The organism is Pseudomonas sp. 1912-s, assembly GCF_029269205.1.
Taxonomy (GTDB): Bacteria; Pseudomonadota; Gammaproteobacteria; order Pseudomonadales; family Pseudomonadaceae; genus Aquipseudomonas.
Genome location: NZ_JARIXR010000002.1, coordinates 273,530 through 298,624 on the forward strand (window position 1 = coordinate 273,530; position 25,095 = coordinate 298,624).

A 25,095-nucleotide genomic window follows, 5' to 3' on the forward strand; every position below is an offset into this window, starting at 1 on the left:
TAATAAGGGATAAAATGTTGTCCGTTATGATGATTATTTTGTGATTATAGATAATCTGTTATCCATTACAGTTTCATTATTTTTATCGTTGCTACACTTGCTCACACTCCACCGGAAGTCGAACCATGGCCCTTACTCATATCCTCTACGCCCCCGGTGAGATCGCCCTGCTGATCGCCGGCAACGCCAAAGCGCTTCGGTTGAGTAAAAACCTTTCTCGACGGGCACTGGCGACCAAATCCGGGGTGCCCGAGTCCACGATCAAGCGTTTCGAGACAACCGGTAAGGTTTCCCTGGATGCGCTGTTATTGATTGCAATGAGCCTGGGCGTCGGCGAGCAACTGGCCCAGTTGTTCAGCGCGCCAGCACCGGCCAGCCTTCAAGAACTGAAAAATCACACCAGGCTTCGAGGTCGTCAATGAAACCGGTCACTGCGCTCCACGTCATGTTGCAAGGTTCCCGGGTGGGTGAGTTGGTCGATATCCCCCGTAAAGGCCTGTATTTCGCCTATGACCCGAGCTGGCTGTTGAAGGGGTTCAATCTGGCGCCCCTGCACATGGAGTTTTCATCAAGGCCTCAGCTGGCTGCGGATACCACGCTGTTCAATGGGCTGCAGGGTGCTTTCAGCGACTCCCTGCCCGATGGTTGGGGGTTACTGCTGATGGATCGTTTCTTTCGCCGCTCAATGGCGATTGAGCGGCATGCGTTGGGACCTTTGGACCGATTGGCCTACATGGGCGACCGGAGCATGGGGGCATTGGAATACGTGCCTATGTTCGAAAAGGATCCCGATCAGGCGGCCCTGGATCTGGCCTCTCTCTACCAGGCCTCCCAGGACGTTCTGTCGGGTGAGACCTGTGAAGTGATTGAATCATTGCGTTTCGCCGGTGGTTCGCCCGGCGGTGCCCGTCCCAAGGCGGTCATCGGGCTGTCGCCTGACAAGTCCCGGGCCATTTCTTCATTTGGTGAGATGCCGAATGGATACGAACACTGGCTGATCAAATTCCGCAGCCAGGACGAGCATCGCGACAGCGGCGCGATCGAGCAGGTTTACGCAATCACGGCTCGCAGTGCCGGCGTCGAAATTTCCGCCTCGGACGTGTTAGAGGTCTCGACACCGACGGGCATTGAGCGTTTCTTTGTCACTCGCCGTTTTGACCGTGACGGCGCCATCCGCCGGCACATGCTGACAGCCGCTGCGATTCTGTACGCAGACTTCCGCATGCCCAGCCTGGATTACGGCGACCTGTTGCGCCTCACATTCGCGATTACCCAGGATGCCAGCCAGGTGCAGAAAATGGCGCGGCTGATGGTGTTCAACGCGCTTGCCCACAACCGGGACGATCACGCCAAAAACTTCTCGTTCTTTGGCTCAGCCAATGGCTGGCACATGGCGCCGGCGTACGACCTGACATTTTCCAGCACCAGTGGTCGCGGCAACGAGCACACCACGGCGTTTGCGGGCGCCGGCCACCCGACACGCAAGGTGATCATCGAAGTCTGCAAGCCATTCAGCTTTCTGGAGCCTGAGCTTTACATCGAGCAGACCCTGGACGCGTTATCGCAATGGAATCAGCACTGTGCCGACTTCGAGGTTGATAAGGTCCAGCGGGAAAAAGTGCTGCTGACGCTTAACTCGGTATGGAAAGACTTCTAACGCTTATTCCTGCCCGATCGACTCCAAAAACTCCGACCGCTCATCACTCATCCGCGCCAGGCAGTCATTCTGTTGGATCGCGTACTCCTTGCTGCCCGCCACCGCCGGGAACGTATCCACGGCGCAATCCGCGTCACGTAACTTTTCCCACTTCTGCTGGGCATCCTTCAGACGAGCGGTAATGTCCGCCAGCTGCGTCTTGTTGCTGCCATAGGTCGAACCCATGCGTTCCAGCAGCCCCTGGTAGTTATCCTTGAGCAGTTGCTCGGCGGTGGTTTTGTTGTAGGTGGCGCATTCCAGGGTTTGTTTGTCGTTCTCGATGCCATCGCAAGGCGTGTTGTCGGTGTCTTCAGCCGCGTGCACGCCGGTTGCGATGAGTGCCAAAGCCAGGAAAATCGATTTCATTGCGCCGTCTCATATCAGTTGATGAGCAAATTCTGGCTCAAGCGTAAGACAAAGAACAGATACCCGTCGGAGATGTCATGTTGGCCTTTGTCGCGGATTGACGCTTTCGGCAATTCCCTTGTCGTTTTTGCACCCGGCTCCTTCTGCCCCGGGGCATATGCTGGCCCCAAAGCGCCGGCAGACGATTCGGCGCATGAATCGCCAATAAGGGGACGCCTGATGAGCCCAGCCGAATTGCACGCCGACAGCATCGTTATCGACGGGCTGATCATTGCCAAGTGGAACCGCGACCTGTTCGAAGACATGCGCAAGGGTGGCCTTACCGCTGCCAACTGCACCGTGTCGGTATGGGAAGGGTTCCAGGCCACCATTAACAACATCGTGGCCAGCCAGACCCTGATCCGCGAGAACAGCGACCTGGTGATCCCGGTGAAAACCACCGCCGATATCCGTCGCGCCAAGGAGCAGGGCAAGACCGGCATCATTTTCGGCTTCCAGAACGCCCATGCGTTTGAAGACCAGCTCGGCTACGTCGAGATCTTCAAGCAGCTCGGGGTTGGCGTGGTGCAGATGTGCTACAACACCCAGAACCTGGTGGGCACCGGCTGCTACGAGCGCGATGGTGGCCTGTCGGGCTTCGGTCGCGAGATCGTCGCCGAGATGAACCGCGTCGGCATCATGTGCGACCTGTCCCACGTGGGCTCCAAGACCTCCGAAGAAGTCATCCTCGAATCGAAAAAGCCGGTGTGCTACTCCCACTGCCTGCCGTCGGGCCTCAAAGAGCACCCGCGCAACAAGTCCGATGAAGAACTGAAGTTCATCGCCGACCACGGTGGTTTTGTCGGCGTGACCATGTTCGCGCCGTTCCTGGCCAAGGGCATCGATTCGACCATCGACGACTACGCCGAAGCCATCGAATACACCATGAACATCGTGGGCGAAGACGCCATCGGCATCGGCACCGACTTCACCCAGGGCCATGGCCAGGATTTCTTTGAAATGCTGACCCACGACAAGGGCTACGCCCGCCGCCTGACCAGCTTCGGCAAGATCATCAACCCGCTGGGCATCCGCACCGTGGGCGAGTTCCCCAACCTCACCGAGACCCTGCTCAAGCGCGGCCATCCTGAGCGCGTGGTGCGCAAGATCATGGGCGAAAACTGGGTCAACGTCCTGAAGGACGTCTGGGGCGAATAAGCCACCGCATCCTCTGAATCCTTTCCCGCTGCCGTCCGCGCAGCGGGCAATAAACCGAATTGTTTGGAGTTAAGTTTCCATGGCCAAGATCGCCCCTCAATTGCCTATCGAAGTCGACAGCGAAACCGGTGTCTGGACCTCCGACGCCCTGCCGATGCTGTACGTGCCGCGCCATTTCTTCGTCAACAACCACATGGGTATCGAAGAAGTCCTGGGGGCCGACGCCTACGCCGAAATCCTCTACAAGGCCGGCTATAAATCCGCCTGGCACTGGTGTGAAAAAGAAGCTGAATGCCACGGCCTGGAAGGCGTCGCGGTGTTCGAGCACTACATGAAGCGCCTGTCGCAACGCGGCTGGGGCCTGTTCAAGATCCAGGACATCGACCTCGACAAAGGCACCGCCAGCGTCAAGCTCGAACACTCTGCATTCGTCTACGTGTACGGCAAGGTCGGGCGCAAGGTCGACTATATGTTCACCGGCTGGTTTGCCGGCGCGATGGATCAGATCCTCGAAGCCCGCGGCAGCAAGGTCCGCACCGTTGCGGAACAGGTCTACGGCGGCTCCGAAGAGGGCCACGACGACGGCCTGTTCACCGTCAAGCCGTTGTAAGTCGAGGACCCTGCCATGGCTTTCGAAGCAATGTTTGCGCCGATCCAGATCGGCAAACTGACCATCCGCAACCGCGTGCTCAGTACCGCCCACGCCGAGGTGTATGCCACCGACGGCGGCATGACCACCGACCGCTATGTGAAGTACTACGAAGAGAAAGCCAAGGGCGGGATCGGCCTGGCGATCTGCGGCGGTTCTTCCAGTGTGGCCATCGACAGCCCCCAAGGCTGGTGGAAATCGGTGAACCTGGCGGATGACCGGATCATCCCGCACTTCCAGAACCTGGCCGATGCCATGCACAAGCATGGCGCCAAGATCATGATCCAGATTACCCACATGGGCCGTCGTTCGCGCTGGGATGGCGAGCATTGGCCCACGTTGCTGTCGCCGTCGGGCATCCGCGAGCCGGTGCACCGTGCGACCTGCAAAACCATCGAGCCGGAAGAAATCTGGCGGGTGATCGGCAACTACGCCACTGCGGCGGCGCGCGCCAAGGCCGGTGGCCTGGACGGTGTGGAACTGTCGGCGGTGCACCAGCACATGATCGACCAGTTCTGGAGCCCGCGAGTCAACAAGCGTACCGACGAATGGGGCGGCAGCTTCGAAAACCGCATGCGTTTCGGCCTTGAAGTATTGAAGGCGGTACGCAAGGAAGTCGGCCCGGATTTCTGCGTGGGCATCCGTTTGTGCGGCGATGAATTCCACCCGGACGGCTTGTCCCACGAGGACATGAAACAGATCGCCAAGTACTACGACGACACCGGCATGCTGGACTTTATCGGCGTGGTCGGCTCGGGCTGTGATACCCACAACACCCTGGCCAACGTTATCCCGAACATGAGTTATCCACCGGAGCCCTTCCTGCATTTGGCGGCCGGGATCAAGGAAGTGGTCAAGGCCCCGGTGCTGCACGCGCAGAACATCAAGGACCCGAACCAGGCGACCCGTATTCTGGAAGGCGGCTACGTGGACATGGTCGGCATGACCCGCGCCCACATCGCCGACCCGCACCTGATCGCCAAGATCAAGATGGGCCAGATCGACCAGATCAAACAGTGCGTCGGCGCCAACTACTGCATCGACCGGCAGTACCAGGGCCTGGACGTGCTGTGCATCCAGAACGCCGCCACCTCCCGTGAATACATGGGCGTGCCGCACATCATCGAGAAATCCACCGGGCCAAAACGCAAAGTCGTGGTGGTGGGTGCCGGCCCTGCCGGGATGGAAGCGGCACGGGTGGCCGCCGAACGGGGCCACGACGTGACGCTGTTCGAGAAGAAAGAATTTATCGGCGGGCAAATCACCACCGCTTCCAAGGCGCCGCAACGCGACCAGATTGCCGGGATCACCCGCTGGTTCCAGCTGGAACTGGCACGCCTGAACGTCGACCTGCGTCTGGGCGTGGCGGCGGACGCGGCGACCATTCTGGACCTGCGTCCGGACGTGGTGGTGCTGGCGGTGGGCGGTCATCCGTTCCTGGAGCAGAACGAACACTGGGGCGCGGCGGAAGGCCTGGTGGTCAGCAGCTGGGACGTGCTCGACGGCAAGGTGCTACCTGGCAAGAACGTGCTGGTGTACGACACCATTTGCGAGTTCACCGGCATGTCGGTGGCGGACTTCCTCGCGGACAAGGGCAGCCAGGTCGAGATCGTCACCGACGACATCAAGCCGGGCGTGGCTATCGGCGGTACGTCGTTCCCGACGTACTACCGCAGCATGTACCCCAAGGAAGTGATCATGACCGGCGACATGATGCTGGAAAAAGTCTACCGCGAGGGCGACAAGCTGGTGGCGGTGCTGGAGAACGAATACACCGGGGCCAAAGAGGAACGGGTGGTCGATCAAGTGGTGGTCGAGAACGGCGTGCGTCCGGATGAAGAGATCTATTACGGGCTCAAGGAAGGCTCGCGCAACAAGGGCCAGATGGACATCGAAGCCCTGTTCGCGATCAAGCCGCAACCGTGCCTGAGCGAGCCGGGCGAGGGGTACTTGCTGTTCCGCATTGGTGACTGTGTGGCCCAGCGTAATACCCACGCCGCCATCTACGACGCCCTGCGCCTGTGCAAGGATTTCTGACGAGGTGTACTCGGTCAAATGTGGGAGCGGGCTTGCTCGCGAAAGCGGTGTGTCAGCCACTGGATGCATCGACTGACACGCTGCCTTCGCGAGCAAGCCCGCTCCCACATTTCGGGCCAGTTTCACAGTAGACCTGTGTGGTCTTCGGGAGCTTCACCATGTTGAACACCCTTCTTCCCATCCTGCTCTTTGCTGCCTTGGGCCTTGCGGTCCTCGGCGCCCTGCGCCGGGTGAACATGTGGCGCCGCGGCCGGTCCTCCAAGGTCGACTTGCTCGGCGGCCTTTTGGCCATGCCCAAACGCTACATGGTCGACTTGCACCACGTGGTGGCCCGCGACAAGTACATCGCCAACACCCACGTCGCCACCGCCCTGGGCTTTGTGCTCTCGGCGCTGCTGGCGATCCTGGTGCACGGTTTCGGCCTGCATAACCGCATCCTCGGCTACGCCTTGCTGCTGGCCTCGGTATTGATGTTTGTCGGCGCCACCTTCGTCTACCTGCGTCGTCGCAACCCGCCTGCGCGCCTGTCGAAAGGCCCGTGGATGCGCCTGCCGAAAAGCCTGATGGCGTTCTCGGTGAGCTTCTTCCTGGTGACCTTGCCGGTGGCCGGGATTCTGCCTGCCGACTTCGGCGGCTGGCTGCTCGCCGCCTTGCTCAGCCTGGGCGTGCTGTGGGGCGTGTCCGAAATGTTCTTCGGCATGACCTGGGGCGGCCCGATGAAGCATGCCTTCGCGGGTGCCTTGCACCTGGCCTGGCACCGCCGCGCCGAACGCTTCGGTGGTGGCCGTTCCACCGGTTTGAAACCCCTGAACCTCGCCGATAAAACCGCGCCCCTCGGCGTGGAAAAGCCGGTGGATTTCACCTGGAACCAACTGCTCGGCTTCGACGCCTGCGTGCAGTGCGGCAAGTGCGAAGCCGCGTGCCCGGCGTTCGCTGCCGGCCAGCCGCTGAACCCGAAAAAACTGATTCAGGACATGGTCGTCGGCCTGGCCGGTGGCACCGATGCCAAGTTCGCCGGCAGCCCCTATCCGGGCAAAGCCATTGGCGAACATGCCGGTAACCCGCACCAGCCGATCGTCAACGGCCTGGTGGACGCCGAAACCCTGTGGTCGTGCACCACTTGCCGCGCTTGCGTGGAAGAGTGCCCGATGATGATCGAGCATGTGGACGCCATCGTCGACATGCGCCGCTACCTCACCCTGGAAAAAGGCGCCACCCCGAACAAGGGTGCCGAAGTCCTGGAAAACCTGATCGCCACCGACAACCCGGGTGGTTTTGCGCCGGGTGGGCGGATGAACTGGGCGGCGGACTTGAACCTGCCATTGCTCAGCGACAGGAAAACCGTCGACGTAGTGTTCTGGGTCGGCGACGGCGCCTTCGACATGCGTAACCAGCGTACCCTGCGCTCGTTCGTCAAAGTGCTGAAGGCGGCCAAGGTCGACTTTGCGGTGCTGGGCCTTGAAGAGCGCGACAGCGGCGACGTGGCCCGGCGCCTGGGTGACGAAGCCACCTTCCAGCTGCTGGCCGCCCGCAATATCCAGACCCTGGCCAAGTACAGCTTCAAGCGCATCGTCACCTGCGACCCCCACAGTTTCCACGTGCTGAAAAACGAGTACGGCGCCTTCGACGGCAACTACTTCGTGCAGCACCACAGCACCTACATGGCCGAGCTGATCGACGCCGGCGCCCTGAACCTGGGCCAGCACAAAGGCAGCAGTGTGACCTATCACGACCCGTGCTACCTGGGCCGCTACAACGGCGAATACGAAGCGCCGCGCCACGTGCTGCGGGCGCTGGGGATCGAGGTCAGGGAGATGCAACGTTCCGGCTTCCGCTCGCGCTGCTGCGGCGGCGGTGGCGGGGCGCCGATCACCGACATTCCCGGCAAGCAACGGATTCCCGACATGCGCATGGAAGACATCCGCGAGACCGGCGCCGAACTGGTGGCCGTGGGTTGCCCACAGTGCACGGCGATGCTTGAAGGTGTGGTCGAGCCGCGTCCGCTGATCAAGGACATCGCCGAGTTGGTGGCCGACGCCTTGCTCGAAGACGCAGCCCCGGCCAAGACCCCGAAACGCGAACCTGCGCAGGTGCATATATGAGCGACATTATCCGCCGCGACCCACGGGCCGAATGGATCGCCCGCAACCGCCTGCACCCGCTGCACGCGGCGATGCAGCCGGTGCAACAGAGCTGGATGGGACCGAACGGTGTCATCCGCAAAAATGTGCATGGTGTCGGTTTTATCGGCCCCAACGGCATCAAGCGTATCGACCGCAGCGGCGCCCAGCAGGGTGGCGCGGCCAAGCGTTCTGCTGCAGTGGAAGTGCAGTTGCCGTTGCATCAGGTGGCAGCGCCGGCGTTCTACATCAACGTGGTGCCGGACATGGTCGGCGGCCGCCTGAGCAGCCACGACCGCGACCTGCTGGGCCTGGCCCGGCAGTTGGCCGGCAACGACGGTGCCGTGCTGGCCGTGGTATTCGGCGAGCACAAGGAAAACGCCTTTGCCACTGCCGGTGTGGATCGGCTGTTGGTGCTGGACGGCCACGAGTTCGACGGTTATTCACCGGAGCAACGGGTGCATGGCCTGCGGGCTGTGGATAACCAGTTCAACCCGCGCCACTGGCTGCTGCCGGACAGCCGCAGCGGTGGCGGCGAATTGGGTCGGCGCTTTGCCGCCAGCCTCAAGGAACGCCCGGCCACGCGGGTCTGGCAGATCAAGGGCCAGGAATGTATTGGCCGCGCAGGTGCTGGCCAGCAGGATTTGGCCCGGCCACTGCCACGAATGATCCTGGCCGCGGCGGAGTGCGCGGAGCCCGTCAGTGAAACCCGTCATGAAGCGCTGGCGGTGGAGTTATCCACAAGCCTGGCGCGCAGCTTGCCGCGCATCGAAGATTTGGGCGCGGTGGCCGTGGACCCGGCGGCGATTCCCATGGCCGAAGCGGAGTTTATTTTCTCCGGCGGCAACGGGGTCAAGGACTGGGCACTGTTCCACCAGACTGCCGCCGCGTTGGGCGCAACAGAAGGCGCCTCGCGGGTGGCGGTGGACGATGGCTTTATGGCGCGTGATCGGCAGGTCGGTGCCAGCGGCACCTGGGTCACCGCACGGGTCTATGTGGCGGTGGGGATTTCCGGGGCGATCCAGCACCTGCAAGGCATTGGTGCCTGCGACAAGGTGGTGGCGATCAACCTCGACCCGGGCTGCGACATGATCAAGCGTGCCGACCTGTCGGTGATCGGCGAAAGCGCCGCGATTCTGCAAGCCTTGATCGTTGCGGTCGAGGCCTACCGCAATGGCGCCAAGCGCGATGCGGCTTAAGGAAATGGCCATGACGACGAACGTAATCAGCCTGGTGTCCATCGGCGCCCACCCGACTTCCGGCCGGCCTCGCCGTGCCGAGCAAGATGCCCGTGCGGTGGAACTGGGCCTGCAACTGGCTGGGGATAACCTGCAAGTGCTGCACGCCGGCGACATCGCCGAACCGACCCTGCGTGCTTACCTGGGCATGGGTTTGCCGCAGTTGCATGTGCTTGAACAACCGGCCGGGACGGATGCCTTGCCGGCGCTCAGTGACTATCTGCGGGACGCGGGCGCCCACGTGGTACTCACCGGCAGCCAGGCGGAAACCGGCGAGGGCTCGGGGATGTTGCCGTTCCTGCTGGCCGAACAGTTGGGCTGGCCGCTGATTGTCGGCCTGGCCCAGGTGGAATCCATCGACGGCGGCGTGGCCCATGTACTCCAGGCGCTGCCACGTGGCCAGCGGCGGCGCTTGAAGGTGCGCTTGCCGTTCCTGGCCACGGTGGATAACGCGGCGCCCAAGCCCCGGCAAAGCGCCTACGGGCCGGCTCAGCGCGGCGTGCTGGAAGCCCATGACGTCGAGGTGTTGGAGGATGAGTTATTCACAGGCGCTGTGTTGCAGCCGGCCAGACCACGGCCCAAGCGCCTCAAGGTGATCAAGGCCAAGAGTGGTGCCGACCGTATGAAAGCGGCCACGGCCAAGGCCAGCGGCGGTGGCGGGCAGGTGCTCAAGGGTGTCAGTCCGCAAGACGGTGCCCAGGCCATTCTCAAGTTGCTCATAGAAGAAGGCGTCGTTCGCTGACCTTATCCAGGGATTGTGGCTTTACCCACAATCCCTGTTAACCCGCCTGTGGATAACCTGTTCGCGGCTGTCCACACCCCATGCAAATCAAGCCCTCCAGCCCGTTGTACGAAAAATAGCCAACCTAACTGACGGTTTTTCCTTGGGTTTTTCTGTGGATAAGGAAAATGCCCGGCGCACACTTGCCCCCAAAGTCTGTTGGTGCTTCTGTGGATAAGATGTTCGCTATCCGCTGTAGGCCATGTAAAGCGTGGCTTTCAGTGGTCTGATCAAAATATGATCAATATCGGCTTTTCGGCGGGTTTTCCGTCTCGAGGCCGCGATTTCACTCAGTCACAGGTGGTTTTCCACAGGCAGGCCAAAGTTGCCCCCAAAGTCTGTTGGCGCTTCTGTGGATAAGGTGTTTGCGTTCCTCTGTAGCCCATACGGAACGGGGGTTTCAGGCTTTAGATCAAAAAACGATCAATGCGGGATAAAACCCGTCTCTTTGAATAAGTCACGGATTTTCTTGATTTTATTTCGACAGGAAAGTGCAGTTGCCCACAATTGCTGTGGGTGGCTTTGTGGATAAGTTGTTGGGCAATGGCTGGAAGCCAGGGCGCCATTGGTCTGTCAGGGTGTTGGATGAATTATGTACAGCCATAAATTATTGTGGGAGCCGGGCTTGCCCGCGATGACGGAGTAACAGCCAACAGAAGGGTTGAATGTTAAATCGCTATCGCGGGCAAGCCCGGCTCCCACATTTTGATCAGCAGCGTGTCATCTGGTTACTCATGTACGGCAACGCCTTTCAGATATGGTGCCGGTGCCGCCCCCAGGTTGCTCAGCATCCGCTCGCTGTACCAATCCACAAAGTTGACCACGCCAAACTCATAGGTCTTGGAATACGGCCCCGGCTGGTACGCCGTGGAGTTGATGCCGCGCTGGTTTTCTTCGGCCAGGCGCCGGTCCTGGTCATTGGTGGCGTCCCACACTTTGCGCATGCGCTCGACGTCGTAGTCCACGCCTTCCACGGCGTCCTTATGCACGATCCACTTGGTGGTGACCATGGTTTCCTGGGCGCTGATCGGCCACACGGTGAACACGATGATGTGGTCGCCCATGCAGTGGTTCCACGAGTGTGGCAGGTGCAGGATGCGCATCGAGCCCAGGTCCGGGTTCTTGATGCGGCCCATCAGCTTGTTGCAGCCTTGCTTGCCGTCAAGAGTCATCGACACGGTGCCCTTGAGCAGCGGCATGCGCACGATGCGGTTACGCAGGCCGAAACTGGCGTGGGCGTAAGGGATCTTCTCGGCGTCCCACGCGGCGGCGGAGGCGGCCACGTGGTCCTTGAAGGCCTGGTCGGCCCGTGGGTCGGTGACGTCGTCCCATTCCAGCAGGGTTTTCAACAGTTCCGGGTGCGATGCGTTGCAGTGGTAGCACTCGCGGTTGTTTTCCAGCACCAGCTTCCAGTTGGCTTTTTCGAACAAGGTGGTCTGGATCGCCACCTTGGTGTTTTCCATGTCGTAGGGTTCCATGTAGTGGCTCAGGGTCGACAGGAAGTCGTCGATGGCCGGTGGGTTCTCCGACAGGCTGATGAAGATATAGCCACCGGCGGTCTTCACGTTCACAGGCTTCAAGCCGTACTGCTTCATGTCGAAGTCGGCGCCCATCTCGGTGCCGGCGAACAGCAGGCGGCCGTCCAGCTCGTACGTCCACTGGTGGTAATGGCAGACCAGCTTGGCGACCTTGCCCTTGTCGCTGGTGCACAAGCGCGAACCGCGATGGCGGCACACGTTATGGAACGCATGCACCACGCCATCGGCGCCGCGGATCACGATGATCGGGTTCTTGCCCACTTGCAGGGTGATGTAGTTCCCCTTGGCGGGGATCTCGCAGGTCATGCCGGCGATCAACCACTCTTTCTGGAAAATTTCCTGCATGTCGATATCGAACAGCCGCTCATCAGAGTAAAACGGCTGCGGCAGCGAAAAGGTGCGCTCGCGTTCTTGCAGCATTTGCGCGGTGGCCTTGCGTGCGGGTTCCAGCGGATCGCCCAAGCTTAAGGTTGCGGTGACGTCCATCGTGTGTGTCCTCATGGCCATTCTGTGTGGCCGGCGAATAGTGGCTGATCAGGTTTTGCAGCAAGGTGTAAAGAAAGCGTCTTTGTTGGGAGCGAGTGTGGGCCCGGCAAAGGCCAGAACCTTATCCATGAGCGACATGGCCCACTCTGTTCCCGACGCGCAACCCCCGTGGTATGGGGGCTGGTCGCGATAAGTATGTGAATGTCGCAGATAGGTAAATGGGTGGTTCTCGCGTTACGCAGAATCGCCACCATAAAGCCGAACTACGGCAGTGGAGAACAGCATGTCCAACAGCTTCCTGAATCCGGTAACTACCCAGACCTGGGCCAATGGTCGGCACATCGTCCGTTGCGTCAAAGTCATCCAGGAAACCTGGGACGTGCGCACTTTCTGCTTCATGGCCGACCAGCCGATCCTGTTCTTTTTCAAGCCCGGGCAGTTCGTCACCCTGGAGCTGGAAATCGAAGGCCAGCCGATCATGCGTTCCTACACCATTTCCAGCTCGCCCTCGGTGCCTTACAGCTTCTCGGTGACGATCAAGCGCGTGCCGGGCGGCAGGGTGTCCAACTGGCTGCATGACACGCTGCACGAAGGCCAGGAACTGGCGGTGCACGGGCCGGTGGGCCTGTTCAACGCCATCGACTTCCCGAGCCCGAAAGTGCTGTACCTCAGCGGCGGTGTCGGTATCACCCCGGTGATGTCCATGGCGCGCTGGTTCTACGACACCAACGCCAACGTCGACATGACGTTTATCCACAGCGCCCGCTCGCCGAAAGACATCATTTACCACCGCGAGCTGGAGCACATGGCGTCGCGGATCGATAACTTCAGCCTGCACCTGATTTGCGAGAAGCATGGCCTTGGCGAGCCATGGGCCGGTTATCGCGGCTACCTGAACCACAAGATGCTCGAACTGATGGTGCCGGACTTCCTTGAGCGGGAAGTCTTCTGCTGCGGCCCCACGCCGTACATGAACGCGGTGAAACGCCTGCTGGAAGCCTCCGGTTTCGACATGGCGCGGTATCACGAGGAATCCTTCGGCGCCACGCCACCGGAAGCCCGTGCGGATGCGGTGGAACAAGCCGAACAAGCGGCGGATGCACCGGAAATTGACCTGGCGGATCTGCACCAGGTGGAATTCATTGCATCGGGCAAAAGCATCCGCGTGGCACCGGGCGAGACCGTCCACGCAGCGGCGGCCAAGCTTGGCCTGCTTATTCCGAAAGCCTGCGGCATGGGGATCTGCGGCACCTGCAAGGTGATGAAGCTGGGCGGGGAGGTCGAGATGGACCACAACGGCGGGATCACCGAGGAAGATGAAGCCGAGGGTTACATCCTGTCGTGCTGCAGCGTGCCGAAGGGGGATGTGCGTATCGAGTTTTAACTCCGGCGATCGTTCCCACGCAGAGCGTGGGAACGATCGGTTAGAGGTTATTGGGCGTAGATATGGATGACGAAATGCTGGCCTGATGCTGTCAATTCATAGACTTTATCAGTGACCCTCAGTGTCCGCGTCTGTTCGCTGATGGTGTCACCGACTTTCACGGTTTTTCTGAACTCGTCCCAGTCGATGACTGTGGTCTGTACCGTGCCGTCGCCTTGCAGTTTGTTGTCGTAGCGATTCACTTCCATGGTGTTGCCCTCTGCTGGATTTCCGTTTCCGGCCGATGGTTCGGCAGGCGGGTGTTCCCGAAAGGTGGCAGATGTATCTGCCGTTTCCTTCCGGGTTCCAAGAGGCTAGTCAATGAAAGTGGGGTGGGTTGCTGTCAGAAATATCAAAAAACAGTCTCGGCATTCCGCCAGTATCTGTTGGCTTTATTCCTACTTCAGGCGCTCATCACTTCCCGAATATCAGCGGCCAGTTCTCTGACGCGCTCTTCCTCGGTGTCCCACGCACACATGAAGCGCGCGCCGCCTTTGCCGATGAAGGTGTAGAACCGCCAGCCCTTGGCCGTCAGCGCGGCAATGGCCGGTTCCGAGAGTTGCAGGAACACACCGTTGGCCTGCACCGGGAACATCAACTCAACCCCCGGAATGTCCGCCACCAAACTGCTGAGCAATTGCGCGCAGTGGTTGGCGTGACGGGCGTGCTTGAGCCACGCGTCGTTTTCCAGCAGGCCTACCCACGGTGCGGACAGGAAGCGCATCTTTGATGCAAGCTGCCCGGCCTGTTTGCAGCGGTAGTCGAAGTCTTCGGCCAGCTTGTGGTTGAAGAACAGGATCGCCTCGCCCACGGCCATGCCGTTCTTGGTGCCGCCAAAGCACAGCACGTCGACCCCGGCTTTCCAGGTCAGGTCGGCAGGCGAGCAGCCGAGGAATGCGCAGGCGTTGGAGAAGCGTGCGCCGTCCATGTGCAGGTTCAGCCCCAGTTCCTTGCAGGTGACGCTGATGGCGCGGATTTCTTCCGGGGTGTACACGCTGCCGACTTCGGTGGCCTGGGTCAGGGTGACCACGCGCGGTTTCGGGTAGTGGATGTCCTGGCGCTTGAGGGCGATCTCGCGGATCGACTCCGGGGTCAGCTTGCCGTTTTCGGTGCGCGCGGTGAGCAGCTTGGAGCCATTGGAGAAAAACTCCGGCGCGCCGCATTCGTCGGTTTCGACGTGGGCAGTTTCCGAGCAAATCACGCTATGGTAGCTCTGGCACAGTGAAGACAGGGCCAGGGAGTTGGCGGCGGTGCCGTTGAAGGCGAAGAACACTTCGCAGTCGGTTTCGAACAGTTTGCGGAAACCGTCGGCGGCGCGGTGGGTCCATTCATCATCGCCATAGGCACGTTGATGGCCCTGGTTGGCGAGTTCCATGGCGGCCCAGGCTTCCGGGCAGATGCCGGAATAGTTGTCGCTGGCGAATTGTTGGCTCTTGTCGGTCATGGCCCAGTCCTGTGGTCGATGTTGGTGCGCACTTTACCGAAGATTGTCGGGCGGGCGCACGCACTGTTAATGCAAAGTCAGTGGGGAATTATGCACGGTTCTGAAAGCCCTCCTGTAAGCCGCGTCCGCGATGGCGCCCTGGATCTGCTCAAGTGGCTGGCACTGCTGAGTATGGTGCTGGACCACCTGCGCTATGTCGGTTTGAGCCTGGACGGACTGTATGTGCCGGGGCGTCTGGCGTTCCCGTGGTTTTGCCTGGCGATTGCGGCAAATCTGCACCGGGTAAAGGATGCGCGCGTTACCGGCCAGTGGCGCTATCTGGGCTGGCTGCTGTTGTTCAGCGTGATCAGTGAAGTGCCGTACCGGATGTTCATTGACGACGCCGACACGCTGAGCGTGCTGCCGACCCTGGCGCTGGGTTTGCTGGTTGCCCGGGGATGGCAGCAGAAGGCGGCTATTGATCGAGGATTGGCGTTGATCGCGCTGGTTGTGGCGGGGTTGTTTTCGACGCAGCTGATGTTCGGTTTCTTTGGCGTGCTGCTGCCGCTGGCGATGCTGCTGGTGTTTCGCCGTCCGTGGTATTTCAGCGTGTTACCGGGTGGGGTGTGCCTGGCGGCCAATCAATGGCAGATTCTGCTCAACAGCGGCACCCTCGTGGCCATGCTGGGATTGGCCGCATGCCTGATAGCGCCACTGGCCGGATTGGTCTTGTTGCGACAGGCCAGACACGTGTCTCCACCGGCCATGCGGCGCTGGGCGTATGCGCTCTATCCGGCGCATTTCCTGCTGCTGCTACTCGTGCGCAAGATCATCGCCTAACCCCTGTGGGAGCTGGCTTGCCTGCGATGCAGACGCCTCGGTGTACCCGTTGCACCGAGGGGATGCTATCGCAGGCAAGCCAGCTCCCACACAAGCCCGCTCCCACATTTGTTCTGTGTTGTTCCGGCCATGTCGTAAACGCACCTTTGCGTGGCGTCCGTAGGCATTTGGTCGATCTGCACCAGCCCTACCATCGCATCAAAGGGCGCTGCCGCGTGCACGTGCCTCAACAAGACGAAATGCTGGGAGAGACGCGATGTTCAGCAAGCAAGACCAGATCCAGGGTTATGACGATGCACTGCTGGCGGCCATGAATGCCGAGGAGCAGCGCCAGGAAGATCATATCGAGCTGATCGCGTCAGAGAACTACACCAGCAAGCGCGTCATGGAAGCCCAGGGCAGCGGCCTCACCAACAAATACGCCGAAGGGTATCCGGGCAAGCGCTACTACGGTGGCTGCGAGCACGTCGATAAGGTGGAAGCGCTGGCCATCGAGCGCGCCAAGCAACTGTTCGGCGCCGACTACGCCAACGTGCAGCCGCACTCCGGTTCGTCCGCCAACAGCGCGGTGTACCTGGCGCTGCTGAACGCCGGCGACACCATCCTCGGCATGAGCCTGGCCCACGGTGGCCACCTGACCCACGGCGCCAAAGTGTCGTCCTCGGGCAAGCTGTACAACGCGGTGCAATACGGCATCGACACCGCTACCGGCCTGATCGACTACGACGAAGTCGAGCGCCTGGCCGTGGAGCATAAGCCGAAGATGGTCGTGGCCGGTTTCTCCGCTTACTCCAAGACCCTGGATTTCCCGCGCTTCCGCCAGATTGCCGACAAGGTCGGTGCGCTGTTGTTCGTCGACATGGCCCACGTCGCCGGCCTGGTTGCCGCCGGCCTGTACCCGAACCCGCTGCCCTACGCCGATGTGGTCACCACCACCACCCACAAGACCCTGCGCGGTCCACGTGGCGGCCTGATCCTGGCCCGTGCCAACGAAGAAATTGAAAAGAAACTCAACTCCGCGGTATTCCCCGGTGCCCAGGGCGGCCCGCTGATGCACGTGATCGCCGGCAAGGCGGTGTGCTTCAAGGAAGCCCAGGAACCGGGTTTCAAGGCCTATCAACAGCAAGTGATCGACAACGCCCAGGCCATGGCCGGCGTGTTTATCAAACGCGGCTACGATGTAGTGTCCGGCGGCACCGATAACCACCTGTTCCTGGTCAGCCTGATCCGTCAGGGCCTCACCGGCAAAGACGCGGACGCTGCCCTGGGCCGCGCCCACATCACCGTCAACAAGAACGCCGTGCCCAACGACCCGCAGTCGCCGTTCGTGACTTCGGGCCTGCGTATCGGCACCCCGGCGGTGACCACACGCGGCTTCAAAGTGACCCAATGCCTGGAGTTGGCCGGCTGGATCTGCGACATCCTCGACAACCTCGGCGACGCCGATGTGGAGGCCAACGTCGCCAAGCATGTGGCCGCCCTTTGCGCTGATTTCCCGGTTTATCGCTGAGCGCGGTTTTGGAGTAATGACTATGCAACGCTACTCGGGCTTCGGCCTCTTCAAGCACTCACTCAGCCACCACGAAAACTGGCAGAAGATGTGGCGCACGCCGACCCCCAAAAAGGTCTACGACGTGGTCATCGTCGGCGGCGGCGGGCATGGTCTGGCGACGGCTTACTATTTGGCCAAAGAGCATGGCATCACCAACGTGGCCGTGGTCGAGAAAGGCTGGCTGGGCGGCGGTAACACCGCGCGCAACACCACCATCGTGCGCTCCAACTACCTGTGGGACGAGTCGGCGCACCTGTACGAACATGCGATGAAACTCTGGGAAGGCTTGTCCCAGGACCTGAACTACAACGTGATGTTCTCCCAGCGTGGCGTCTACAACCTGTGCCACACCCTGCAAGACATCCGTGATTCCGAGCGTCGCGTCAGCGCCAACCGCCTCAACGGCGTGGACGGCGAACTGCTCAATGCCAAGCAAGTGGCCGACGAGATCCCGTACCTCGACTGCTCGAAGAACACTCGCTACCCGGTCATGGGCGCTACCGTGCAACGTCGCGGCGGCGTGGCCCGTCACGATGCCGTGGCCTGGGGCTTTGCCCGCGCCGCCGACGCACTGGGCGTGGACCTGATCCAGCAGACCGAGGTCATCGGTTTCCGCAAGGAAAACGGCGTGTGCATCGGCGTCGAAACCAACAAGGGCTTTATCGGCGCCAAGCGCGTCGGTGTGGTCACGGCGGGTAACTCCGGGCACATGGCGTCGCTGGCGGGCTTCCGCCTGCCGATCGAATCCCACCCGCTGCAAGCGCTGGTGTCGGAGCCGATCAAGCCGATCATCGACAGCGTGATCATGTCCAACGCCGTGCACGGCTACATCAGCCAGTCCGACAAGGGCGACCTGGTGATCGGCGCCGGCATTGACGGCTACAACGGCTACGGCCAGCGCGGCTCCTACCCGGTGATTGAACACACCATCCAGGCCATCGTCGAGATGTTCCCGGTGCTGTCCCGCGTGCGCATGAACCGCCAGTGGGGCGGAATCGTCGACACCACGCCGGATGCCTGCCCGATCATCTCCAAGACCCCGGTCCCGAACATGTTCTTCAACTGCGGTTGGGGCACCGGTGGTTTTAAAGCGACTCCAGGCTCAGGCAACGTATTTGCCGCCAGCCTCGCCAAGGGTGAAATGCACCCGTTGGCCGCTCCTTTCTCCATCGACCGTTTCCACAACGGTGCGCTGATCGACGAACACGGCGCTGCGGCCGTCGCCCACTAACAGGAGAAATTTCCTATGTTGCATATCTTCTGTCCTCACTGTGGCGAACTGCGCTCCGAAGAGGAATTCCACGCGTCCGGCCAAGCGCATATCCCGCGCCCGCTGGACCCGAATACCTGCACCGACGAGCAGTGGGGCGACTACATGTTCTTCCGCGACAACCCGCGCGGCCTGCACCACGAGCTGTGGATTCACGCCGCCGGTTGCCGCCAGTATTTCAACGCGACCCGCGACACCGTGACCTACGAAATTCTTGAAACTTACAAGATCGGTGAGAAGCCACAATTCACCGCCAAGGCCTCTGGAGAGAAGGTATGAGCCAGATCAATCGCCTGTCCAACGGTGGCCGGATCGACCGCAACAAAGTCCTCAGCTTCAGCTTCAACGGCCAGAGCTACAAAGGCTTTGAAGGCGACACCCTGGCCGCTGCACTGCTGGCCAACGGCGTCGACATCATCGGCCGCAGCTTCAAGTATTCCCGCCCGCGCGGCATCTTCGCCGCCGGTGCCGAAGAGCCGAACGCGGTGCTGCAGATTGGCGCCACTGAAGCCACGCAAATTCCTAACGTGCGCGCCACGCAACAGGCGCTGTACCAGGGTTTGGTCGCCACCAGCACCAACGGCTGGCCGAGCGTGAACAACGACATGATGGGCATTCTCGGCAAGGTCGGCGGCAAGCTGATGCCGCCGGGTTTCTACTACAAAACCTTCATGTACCCGCAATCGTTCTGGATGACGTACGAGAAGTACATCCGCAAGGCTGCAGGTTTAGGCCGCTCGCCGACCGAGAACGACCCGGACACCTACGACTACATGAACCGTCACTGCGACGTGCTGATTGTGGGCGCCGGCCCTGCCGGTCTGTCGGCGGCCCTGGCCGCTGCTCGCAGCGGCTCGCGGGTGATCATCGCGGACGAGCAGGAAGAATTCGGCGGTTCCTTGCTGGATTCCCGTGAAAGCCTAGACGGCAAGCCGGCCGCCGAATGGGTTGCCAGCGTGATCGCGGAACTCAAAGCCCTGCCGGATGTGGTGCTGCTGCCTCGTGCCACCGTCAACGGCTACCACGACCATAACTTCCTGACCATTCACGAGCGCCTTACCGATCACCTCGGTGACCGTGCGCCGATCGGCCAGGTGCGTCAGCGTATCCACCGTGTGCGCGCCAAGCGTGTCGTGTTGGCCACCGGTGCGTGCGAGCGTCCGCTGGTGTACGGCAACAACGACGTGCCGGGCAACATGCTGGCCGGTGCGGTCTCGACTTACGTGCGTCGCTACGGCGTGGCACCGGGCAAGAAACTGGTGCTGTCGACCAACAACGATCATGCCTACCGCGTTGCGCTGGACTGGTTCGACGCCGGCCTCACCGTTGTTGCCGTAGCCGATGCTCGCCACAACCCACGGGGCGCGCTGGTTGAAGAAGCCCGTGCAAAAGGCATTCGCATCCTCACCGGCAGTGCCGTGATCGAAGCCCGTGGCAGCAAGCACGTCACCGGCGCCCGCGTGGCTGCCATCGACGTCAAAGCCCACAAAGTCACCAGCCCCGGCGAATGGCTGGAGTGCGACCTGGTGGCCAGCTCCGGTGGCTACAGCCCGGTGGTTCACCTGGCCTCGCACCTGGGCGGCAAGCCGACCTGGCGTGAAGACATCCTCGGTTTCGTACCGGGCGAAGCACCGCAGAAACGCGTGTGCGTTGGTGGTATCAACGGCGTCTACGGCCTGGGCGACTCCCTGGCAGACGGTTTTGAAGGTGGCGTGCGCGCGGCCAGCGAAGCCGGTTTTGCACCGGTGGAAGGCACACTGCCCAAAGCTTTGAGCCGTCTGGAAGAGCCGACCCTGGCGCTGTTCCAGGTACCCCACGAAAAAGCCACTGCACGGGCGCCGAAGCAATTTGTCGACCTGCAAAACGACGTCACCGCCGCCGCCATCGAACTCGCCACCCGCGAAGGTTTCGAGTCGGTGGAGCACGTCAAACGCTACACCGCGCTGGGCTTCGGCACCGATCAGGGCAAGCTCGGCAACGTCAACGGCCTGGCCATCGCGGCCCGCTCGCTGAACGTGACCATCCCGCAGATGGGCACCACCATGTTCCGTCCCAACTACACGCCGGTGACCTTCGGCGCGGTAGCGGGCCGCCACTGTGGGCACATCTTCGAGCCGGTGCGCTACACCGCGCTGCACGCCTGGCACGTGAAAAACGGCGCCGAGTTTGAAGACGTCGGCCAGTGGAAACGCCCGTGGTACTTCCCGCGCAACGGTGAAGACCTGCACGCCGCGGTCAAACGCGAATGCCTGGCCGTGCGCGACAGCGTCGGCCTGCTGGATGCGTCCACCCTCGGCAAGATCGACATTCAAGGCCCGGATGCCCGCGAATTCCTCAACCGCATCTACAGCAACGCCTGGACCAAGCTCGATGTGGGCAAGGCCCGCTACGGCCTGATGTGCAAGGAAGACGGCATGGTCTTCGACGACGGCGTCACCGCCTGCCTCGCCGACAACCACTTCCTGATGACCACCACCACCGGCGGCGCGGCACGCGTACTCCAGTGGCTGGAAATCTACCAGCAGACCGAGTGGCCGGAGCTCAAGGTGTACTTCACCTCGGTCACCGACCACTGGGCGACCATGACCCTGTCCGGCCCCAACAGCCGCAAACTGCTGAGCGAAGTCACCGACATCGACCTGGACAAGGACGGCTTCCCGTTCATGACCTGGAAAGAAGGTTTGGTGGGCGGCGTGCCGGCGCGGGTGTTCCGGATTTCGTTTACCGGTGAGCTGTCGTACGAAGTCAACGTGCAGGCCGACTACGCCATGGGCGTGCTCGAAAAAATCGTCGAGGCCGGCAAGCAATACAACCTGACCCCGTACGGCACCGAGACCATGCACGTGCTGCGGGCCGAGAAGGGTTTCATCATCGTCGGCCAGGACACCGACGGCTCGATGACCCCGGACGACCTGAACATGGGCTGGTGTGTAGGCCGCACCAAACCGTTCTCGTGGATCGGCTGGCGCGGGATGAATCGCGAAGATTGCGTGCGTGAAGACCGCAAGCAACTGGTGGGATTGAAGCCGATTGACCCGAACGTGTGGCTGCCGGAGGGCGCGCAGTTGGTGTTCGACGCCAAGCAGACGATCCCGATGAAGATGGTCGGCCACGTCACCTCCAGTTATGCCCACAACTCCCTGGGTTATTCGTTTGCCATGGGCGTGGTGAAGGGCGGCTTGAAGCGCATCGGCGAGCGGGTGTTTGCACCGCTGGCGGATGGCAGCGTGATCGAGGCGGAGATTGTGTCTTCGGTGTTCTTTGACCCGAAAGGCGAGCGTCAAAATATCTGACAGACCGAGTCGCCTGCATCGCAGGCAAGCCAGCTCCCACATTTGAAGGTGTTCGCAATTCAAAAATGTGGGAGCCGGGCTTGCCCGCGATGAGGCCGGAACAGTCACTGCAAGACCTACAGAATTCAAACAGGTGCTTTATGACAGCAGCCAATGTTTACCAACAACGCCCTACCTCCGGCGCCAAGGCCGAGTCGTCGCTGCACCATGCCGACCTCGCCAGCCTGGTGGGCAAGGGCCGCAAGAACGCCGGTGTGACCGTGCGTGAAAAGAAATTGCTGGGCCACCTGACCCTTCGTGGCGACGGCCACGACGCCGGCTTTGCCGCCGGCGTGCACAAGGCCCTGGGCATCGAGTTGCCCGGCGCGTTGCAAGTCATCGTCAAGGGTGAAACCAGCCTGCAATGGCTCGGCCCGGATGAGTGGTTGCTGGTGGTGCCGAGCGGTGAAGAATTCGCCGCCGAGAAAAGTTTGCGCGAGGCGCTGGGTGAGTTGCATATCCAGGTCGTCAACGTCAGCGGCGGCCAGCAGATCCTCGAACTCAGCGGCCCGAACGTGCGCGACGTATTGATGAAATCCACCAGCTACGACGTGCACCCCAACAGCTTCCCGGTGGGCAAGGCAGTGGGCACGGTGTTCGCCAAGTCGCAACTGGTGATTCGCCATACCGCTGAAGACACCTGGGAGCTGGTGATCCGTCGCAGCTTCTCGGATTACTGGTGGCTGTGGTTGCAGGACGCGGCGGCTGAGTATGGCCTGGCCGTCGAAGCCTGATATGACGCTTACCCTGTAGGAGCCCGGCTTGCCGGCGATGGCGTCGGTGAGATCGTCATCGCCGGCAAGCCGGGCTCCTACAGAGGGCGCGTTGCCTGAAGTTGTTTGAGGAGTTACCCGCAATGAGCCGCGTACCCGACACATGGATTTTGACCGCCGACTGCCCCAGCGTGCTCGGCACGGTGGACGCGGTGACCCGCTATCTGTTCGAGCAGGGCTGCTACGTCACCGAACACCACTCCTTCGATGATCGGCTCTCGGGTCGGTTCTTCATCCGTGTGGAATTCCGCCAGCCCGACGGTTTTGACGAGCAAGCCTTCCGCGACGGCCTGGCCACTCGCGGCGAGGCGTTCGGCATGATCTTCGAACTGACTGCGCCGAATTACCGGCCAAAAGTGGTGATCATGGTCTCCAAGGCCGATCACTGCCTCAACGATTTGCTCTACCGCCAGCGCATCGGCCAACTGTCGATGGACGTGGTCGCCGTGGTCTCCAACCACCCCGATCTCAAGCCCCTGGCCGACTGGCACCAGATTCCGTATTACCACTTCCCCTTGGACCCCAACGACAAACCGTCCCAGGAGCGCCAGGTGTGGCAGGTGATCGAAGAGTCGGGCGCCGAACTGGTGATCCTTGCGCGCTACATGCAAGTGCTGTCGCCGGAGCTGTGCCGCAAGCTCGACGGCAAAGCCATCAACATCCATCACTCCCTGTTGCCCGGTTTTAAAGGCGCCAAGCCCTATCACCAGGCCTACAACAAGGGCGTGAAACTGGTGGGCGCCACCGCGCATTACATCAACAACGACCTGGACGAAGGCCCGATCATCGCCCAGGGCGTGGAGGTGGTGGACCACAGTCACTACCCGGAAGATTTGATCGCCAAGGGGCGGGATATTGAGGGTCTGACCCTGGCCCGGGCCGTGGGGTATCACATTGAGCGGCGGGTGTTCTTGAACGCCAATCGCACGGTGGTGCTCTGACTGACGCCTTCGCGAGCAAGCCCGCTCCCACATTTGAATGTGTTCACAAATCAAAATGTGGGAGCCGGGCTTGCCCGCGATGAGGCCATCAGCAACAACGCAAAAACAGCATCTGTACCCGAGCACTTTAACGCGCTGCCTGCCTGGGCGACGCGGTTCCATAAAAACAACAGCGAGGTGAAAGCATGTCTGGTAATCGTGGTGTCGTGTATCTCGGCAACGGCAAGGTCGAAGTACAGAAAATCGACTATCCCAAAATGCAGGACCCCCGTGGCAGGAAGATTGAGCACGGCGTCATCCTGCGCGTGGTCTCCACCAACATCTGCGGCTCCGACCAACACATGGTGCGCGGTCGTACCACCGCCCAGACCGGCCTGGTCCTGGGTCACGAAATCACCGGCGAAGTGATCGAGAAAGGCAGCGACGTCGAGAACCTGAAAATCGGCGACCTGGTGTCCGTGCCGTTCAACGTGGCGTGCGGCCGTTGCCGCTCCTGCAAAGAGCAGCACACCGGCGTGTGCCTGACCGTCAACCCGGCCCGTGCCGGTGGCGCCTACGGCTATGTCGACATGGGCGACTGGACCGGCGGCCAGGCCGAATACGTGCTGGTGCCTTACGCCGACTTCAACCTGCTGAAACTGCCGGACCGCGACAAGGCCATGGAGAAAATCCGCGACCTGACCTGCCTCTCCGACATTCTGCCTACCGGCTACCACGGTGCGGTCACGGCGGGCGTTGGCCCGGGCAGCACGGTCTACATTGCCGGTGCCGGCCCGGTGGGCCTGGCGGCTGCCGCCTCCGCTCGCCTGCTGGGTGCTGCGGTGGTGATCATCGGTGACGTCAACCCGATCCGCCTGGCCCACGCCAAGGCCCAGGGTTTTGAAATCGCCGACCTGTCCAAGGACACCCCGCTGCACGAGCAAATCGCCGCGTTGCTGGGCGAGCCTGAGGTTGACTGCGCTGTGGATGCGGTAGGCTTCGAAGCGCGCGGCCATGGCCATGACGGCGTCAAGCACGAGGCGCCAGCCACCGTGCTCAACTCGTTGATGGGTGTGGTGCGGGTGGCCGGCAAAATCGGCATCCCGGGCCTGTACGTGACCGAAGACCCGGGTGCCGTGGACGCCGCTGCAAAAATGGGCAGCCTGAGCATTCGTTTCGGCCTGGGCTGGGCCAAATCCCACAGCTTCCACACCGGGCAAACCCCGGTGATGAAGTACAACCGCCAACTGATGCAGGCGATCATGTGGGACCGCATCAACATTGCTGACATCGTCGGCGTGGAAGTCATCAGCCTGGATGACGCGCCGCGCGGTTATGGCGAGTTCGATGCGGGTGTGCCGAAGAAGTTTGTGATTGATCCGCACAAGTTGTTCAGCGCGGCTTAAGTCGCGGGTAAATAAAAGGGCGACCCGAGGGTCGCCCTTTTTATTGGT

At 61.4% G+C, this 25,095-nt stretch carries 21 protein-coding genes; 17 read left to right on the plus strand and 4 right to left on the minus strand.

Annotated features, from left to right (window positions below):
* The first annotated feature begins 125 nt into the window (after nucleotides 1–125).
* Together P3C29_RS04055 and P3C29_RS04060 are read left to right on the plus strand one after the other, a co-directional pair.
* Nucleotides 126–422 (plus strand): helix-turn-helix transcriptional regulator, encoded by a 297-nt coding sequence (locus P3C29_RS04055; protein ID WP_201125559.1) that lies wholly within the window; start codon nucleotides 126–128, stop codon nucleotides 420–422.
* Nucleotides 419–1,657, plus strand: coding sequence for a type II toxin-antitoxin system HipA family toxin (locus P3C29_RS04060; RefSeq protein ID WP_275963942.1), 1,239 nt, complete (start codon nucleotides 419–421; stop codon nucleotides 1,655–1,657). Before P3C29_RS04055 ends, P3C29_RS04060 begins: the two co-directional genes overlap by 4 nt.
* Nucleotides 1,658–1,660: 3 nt before the next feature.
* On the opposite strand, the gene P3C29_RS04065 is transcribed toward P3C29_RS04060, so the two are convergent.
* Entirely contained in the window at nucleotides 1,661–2,062 is a 402-nt protein-coding gene (locus P3C29_RS04065) for a lysozyme inhibitor LprI family protein (protein ID WP_010167522.1), read from the minus strand.
* Between the two features lie 219 nt (nucleotides 2,063–2,281).
* Between P3C29_RS04065 and P3C29_RS04070 the strand changes: the two genes are divergently transcribed.
* The 6 genes from P3C29_RS04070 (at nucleotide 2,282) to P3C29_RS04095 (ending at nucleotide 10,045) form a co-directional block, all read left to right on the plus strand.
* The gene (locus tag P3C29_RS04070) at nucleotides 2,282–3,259 is read left to right on the plus strand and encodes a dipeptidase (RefSeq protein WP_005792153.1); all 978 of its coding nucleotides are present in this window, start codon (nucleotides 2,282–2,284) and stop codon (nucleotides 3,257–3,259) included.
* 79 nt (nucleotides 3,260–3,338) lie between these two features.
* A complete protein-coding gene (locus P3C29_RS04075) occupies nucleotides 3,339–3,869 on the plus strand; it encodes a DUF5943 domain-containing protein (protein ID WP_201125557.1) in 531 nt (176 codons plus the stop codon).
* 15 nt (nucleotides 3,870–3,884) lie between these two features.
* Nucleotides 3,885–5,945 (plus strand): dimethylglycine demethylation protein DgcA, encoded by a 2,061-nt coding sequence (gene dgcA / locus P3C29_RS04080; protein WP_275963943.1) that lies wholly within the window; start codon nucleotides 3,885–3,887, stop codon nucleotides 5,943–5,945.
* A 158-nt stretch (nucleotides 5,946–6,103) separates the two neighbouring features.
* Nucleotides 6,104–8,047 (plus strand): dimethylglycine demethylation protein DgcB, encoded by a 1,944-nt coding sequence (dgcB, locus tag P3C29_RS04085; protein ID WP_275963944.1) that lies wholly within the window; start codon nucleotides 6,104–6,106, stop codon nucleotides 8,045–8,047.
* Nucleotides 8,044–9,264 carry an electron transfer flavoprotein subunit alpha/FixB family protein gene (locus P3C29_RS04090; protein WP_275963945.1) on the plus strand — a complete coding sequence of 407 codons (1,221 nt, stop codon included), beginning with the start codon at nucleotides 8,044–8,046 and terminating at the stop codon, nucleotides 9,262–9,264. Before dgcB ends, P3C29_RS04090 begins: the two co-directional genes overlap by 4 nt.
* Nucleotides 9,265–9,274: 10 nt before the next feature.
* Nucleotides 9,275–10,045 (plus strand): electron transfer flavoprotein subunit beta, encoded by a 771-nt coding sequence (locus P3C29_RS04095; protein ID WP_275963946.1) that lies wholly within the window; start codon nucleotides 9,275–9,277, stop codon nucleotides 10,043–10,045.
* A gap of 767 nt (nucleotides 10,046–10,812) precedes the next feature.
* Here the strand turns inward: P3C29_RS04095 and gbcA are convergent.
* A complete protein-coding gene (gbcA, locus tag P3C29_RS04100; RefSeq protein WP_003216945.1) occupies nucleotides 10,813–12,108 on the minus strand; it encodes a glycine-betaine demethylase subunit GbcA in 1,296 nt (431 codons plus the stop codon).
* A 283-nt stretch (nucleotides 12,109–12,391) separates the two neighbouring features.
* Here gbcA and gbcB point away from each other — a divergent pair, with 283 nt between their 5' ends.
* Nucleotides 12,392–13,492: a glycine-betaine demethylase subunit GbcB gene (gene gbcB, locus P3C29_RS04105; protein WP_010167504.1), complete on the plus strand. Its 1,101-nt coding sequence runs from the start codon at nucleotides 12,392–12,394 to the stop codon at nucleotides 13,490–13,492.
* Between the two features lie 47 nt (nucleotides 13,493–13,539).
* On the opposite strand, the gene P3C29_RS04110 is transcribed toward gbcB, so the two are convergent.
* The gene (locus P3C29_RS04110; RefSeq protein WP_201125551.1) at nucleotides 13,540–13,740 is read right to left on the minus strand and encodes a hypothetical protein; all 201 of its coding nucleotides are present in this window, start codon (nucleotides 13,738–13,740) and stop codon (nucleotides 13,540–13,542) included.
* A 194-nt stretch (nucleotides 13,741–13,934) separates the two neighbouring features.
* Nucleotides 13,935–14,975, minus strand: a complete 1,041-nt coding sequence (locus P3C29_RS04115) for a low specificity L-threonine aldolase (RefSeq protein WP_010167499.1) — start codon at nucleotides 14,973–14,975, stop codon at nucleotides 13,935–13,937.
* 90 nt (nucleotides 14,976–15,065) lie between these two features.
* Here P3C29_RS04115 and P3C29_RS04120 point away from each other — a divergent pair, with 90 nt between their 5' ends.
* The 8 genes from P3C29_RS04120 to fdhA all read left to right on the plus strand — a co-directional run bounded on the left by P3C29_RS04120 (nucleotide 15,066) and on the right by fdhA (nucleotide 25,047).
* A complete protein-coding gene (locus P3C29_RS04120) occupies nucleotides 15,066–15,794 on the plus strand; it encodes a TraX family protein (RefSeq protein WP_275963947.1) in 729 nt (242 codons plus the stop codon).
* Nucleotides 15,795–16,050: 256 nt separating this feature from the next.
* Nucleotides 16,051–17,304, plus strand: a complete 1,254-nt coding sequence (locus tag P3C29_RS04125; protein ID WP_010167495.1) for a serine hydroxymethyltransferase — start codon at nucleotides 16,051–16,053, stop codon at nucleotides 17,302–17,304.
* A 22-nt stretch (nucleotides 17,305–17,326) separates the two neighbouring features.
* Nucleotides 17,327–18,577, plus strand: a complete 1,251-nt coding sequence (locus tag P3C29_RS04130; RefSeq protein WP_003209185.1) for a sarcosine oxidase subunit beta — start codon at nucleotides 17,327–17,329, stop codon at nucleotides 18,575–18,577.
* A gap of 15 nt (nucleotides 18,578–18,592) precedes the next feature.
* The gene (locus P3C29_RS04135; RefSeq protein WP_010167494.1) at nucleotides 18,593–18,895 is read left to right on the plus strand and encodes a sarcosine oxidase subunit delta; all 303 of its coding nucleotides are present in this window, start codon (nucleotides 18,593–18,595) and stop codon (nucleotides 18,893–18,895) included.
* Nucleotides 18,892–21,909, plus strand: coding sequence for a sarcosine oxidase subunit alpha (locus P3C29_RS04140; protein ID WP_275963948.1), 3,018 nt, complete (start codon nucleotides 18,892–18,894; stop codon nucleotides 21,907–21,909). The genes P3C29_RS04135 and P3C29_RS04140 overlap by 4 nt, the downstream gene beginning before the upstream one ends.
* Nucleotides 21,910–22,049: 140 nt before the next feature.
* Nucleotides 22,050–22,682, plus strand: coding sequence for a sarcosine oxidase subunit gamma family protein (gene soxG / locus P3C29_RS04145; RefSeq protein WP_275963949.1), 633 nt, complete (start codon nucleotides 22,050–22,052; stop codon nucleotides 22,680–22,682).
* Nucleotides 22,683–22,804: 122 nt separating this feature from the next.
* Nucleotides 22,805–23,662, plus strand: a complete 858-nt coding sequence (gene purU, locus P3C29_RS04150; RefSeq protein ID WP_003209192.1) for a formyltetrahydrofolate deformylase — start codon at nucleotides 22,805–22,807, stop codon at nucleotides 23,660–23,662.
* Nucleotides 23,663–23,847: 185 nt separating this feature from the next.
* A complete protein-coding gene (fdhA, locus tag P3C29_RS04155; RefSeq protein WP_010167488.1) occupies nucleotides 23,848–25,047 on the plus strand; it encodes a formaldehyde dehydrogenase, glutathione-independent in 1,200 nt (399 codons plus the stop codon).
* Nucleotides 25,048–25,095 lie beyond the last annotated feature (48 nt).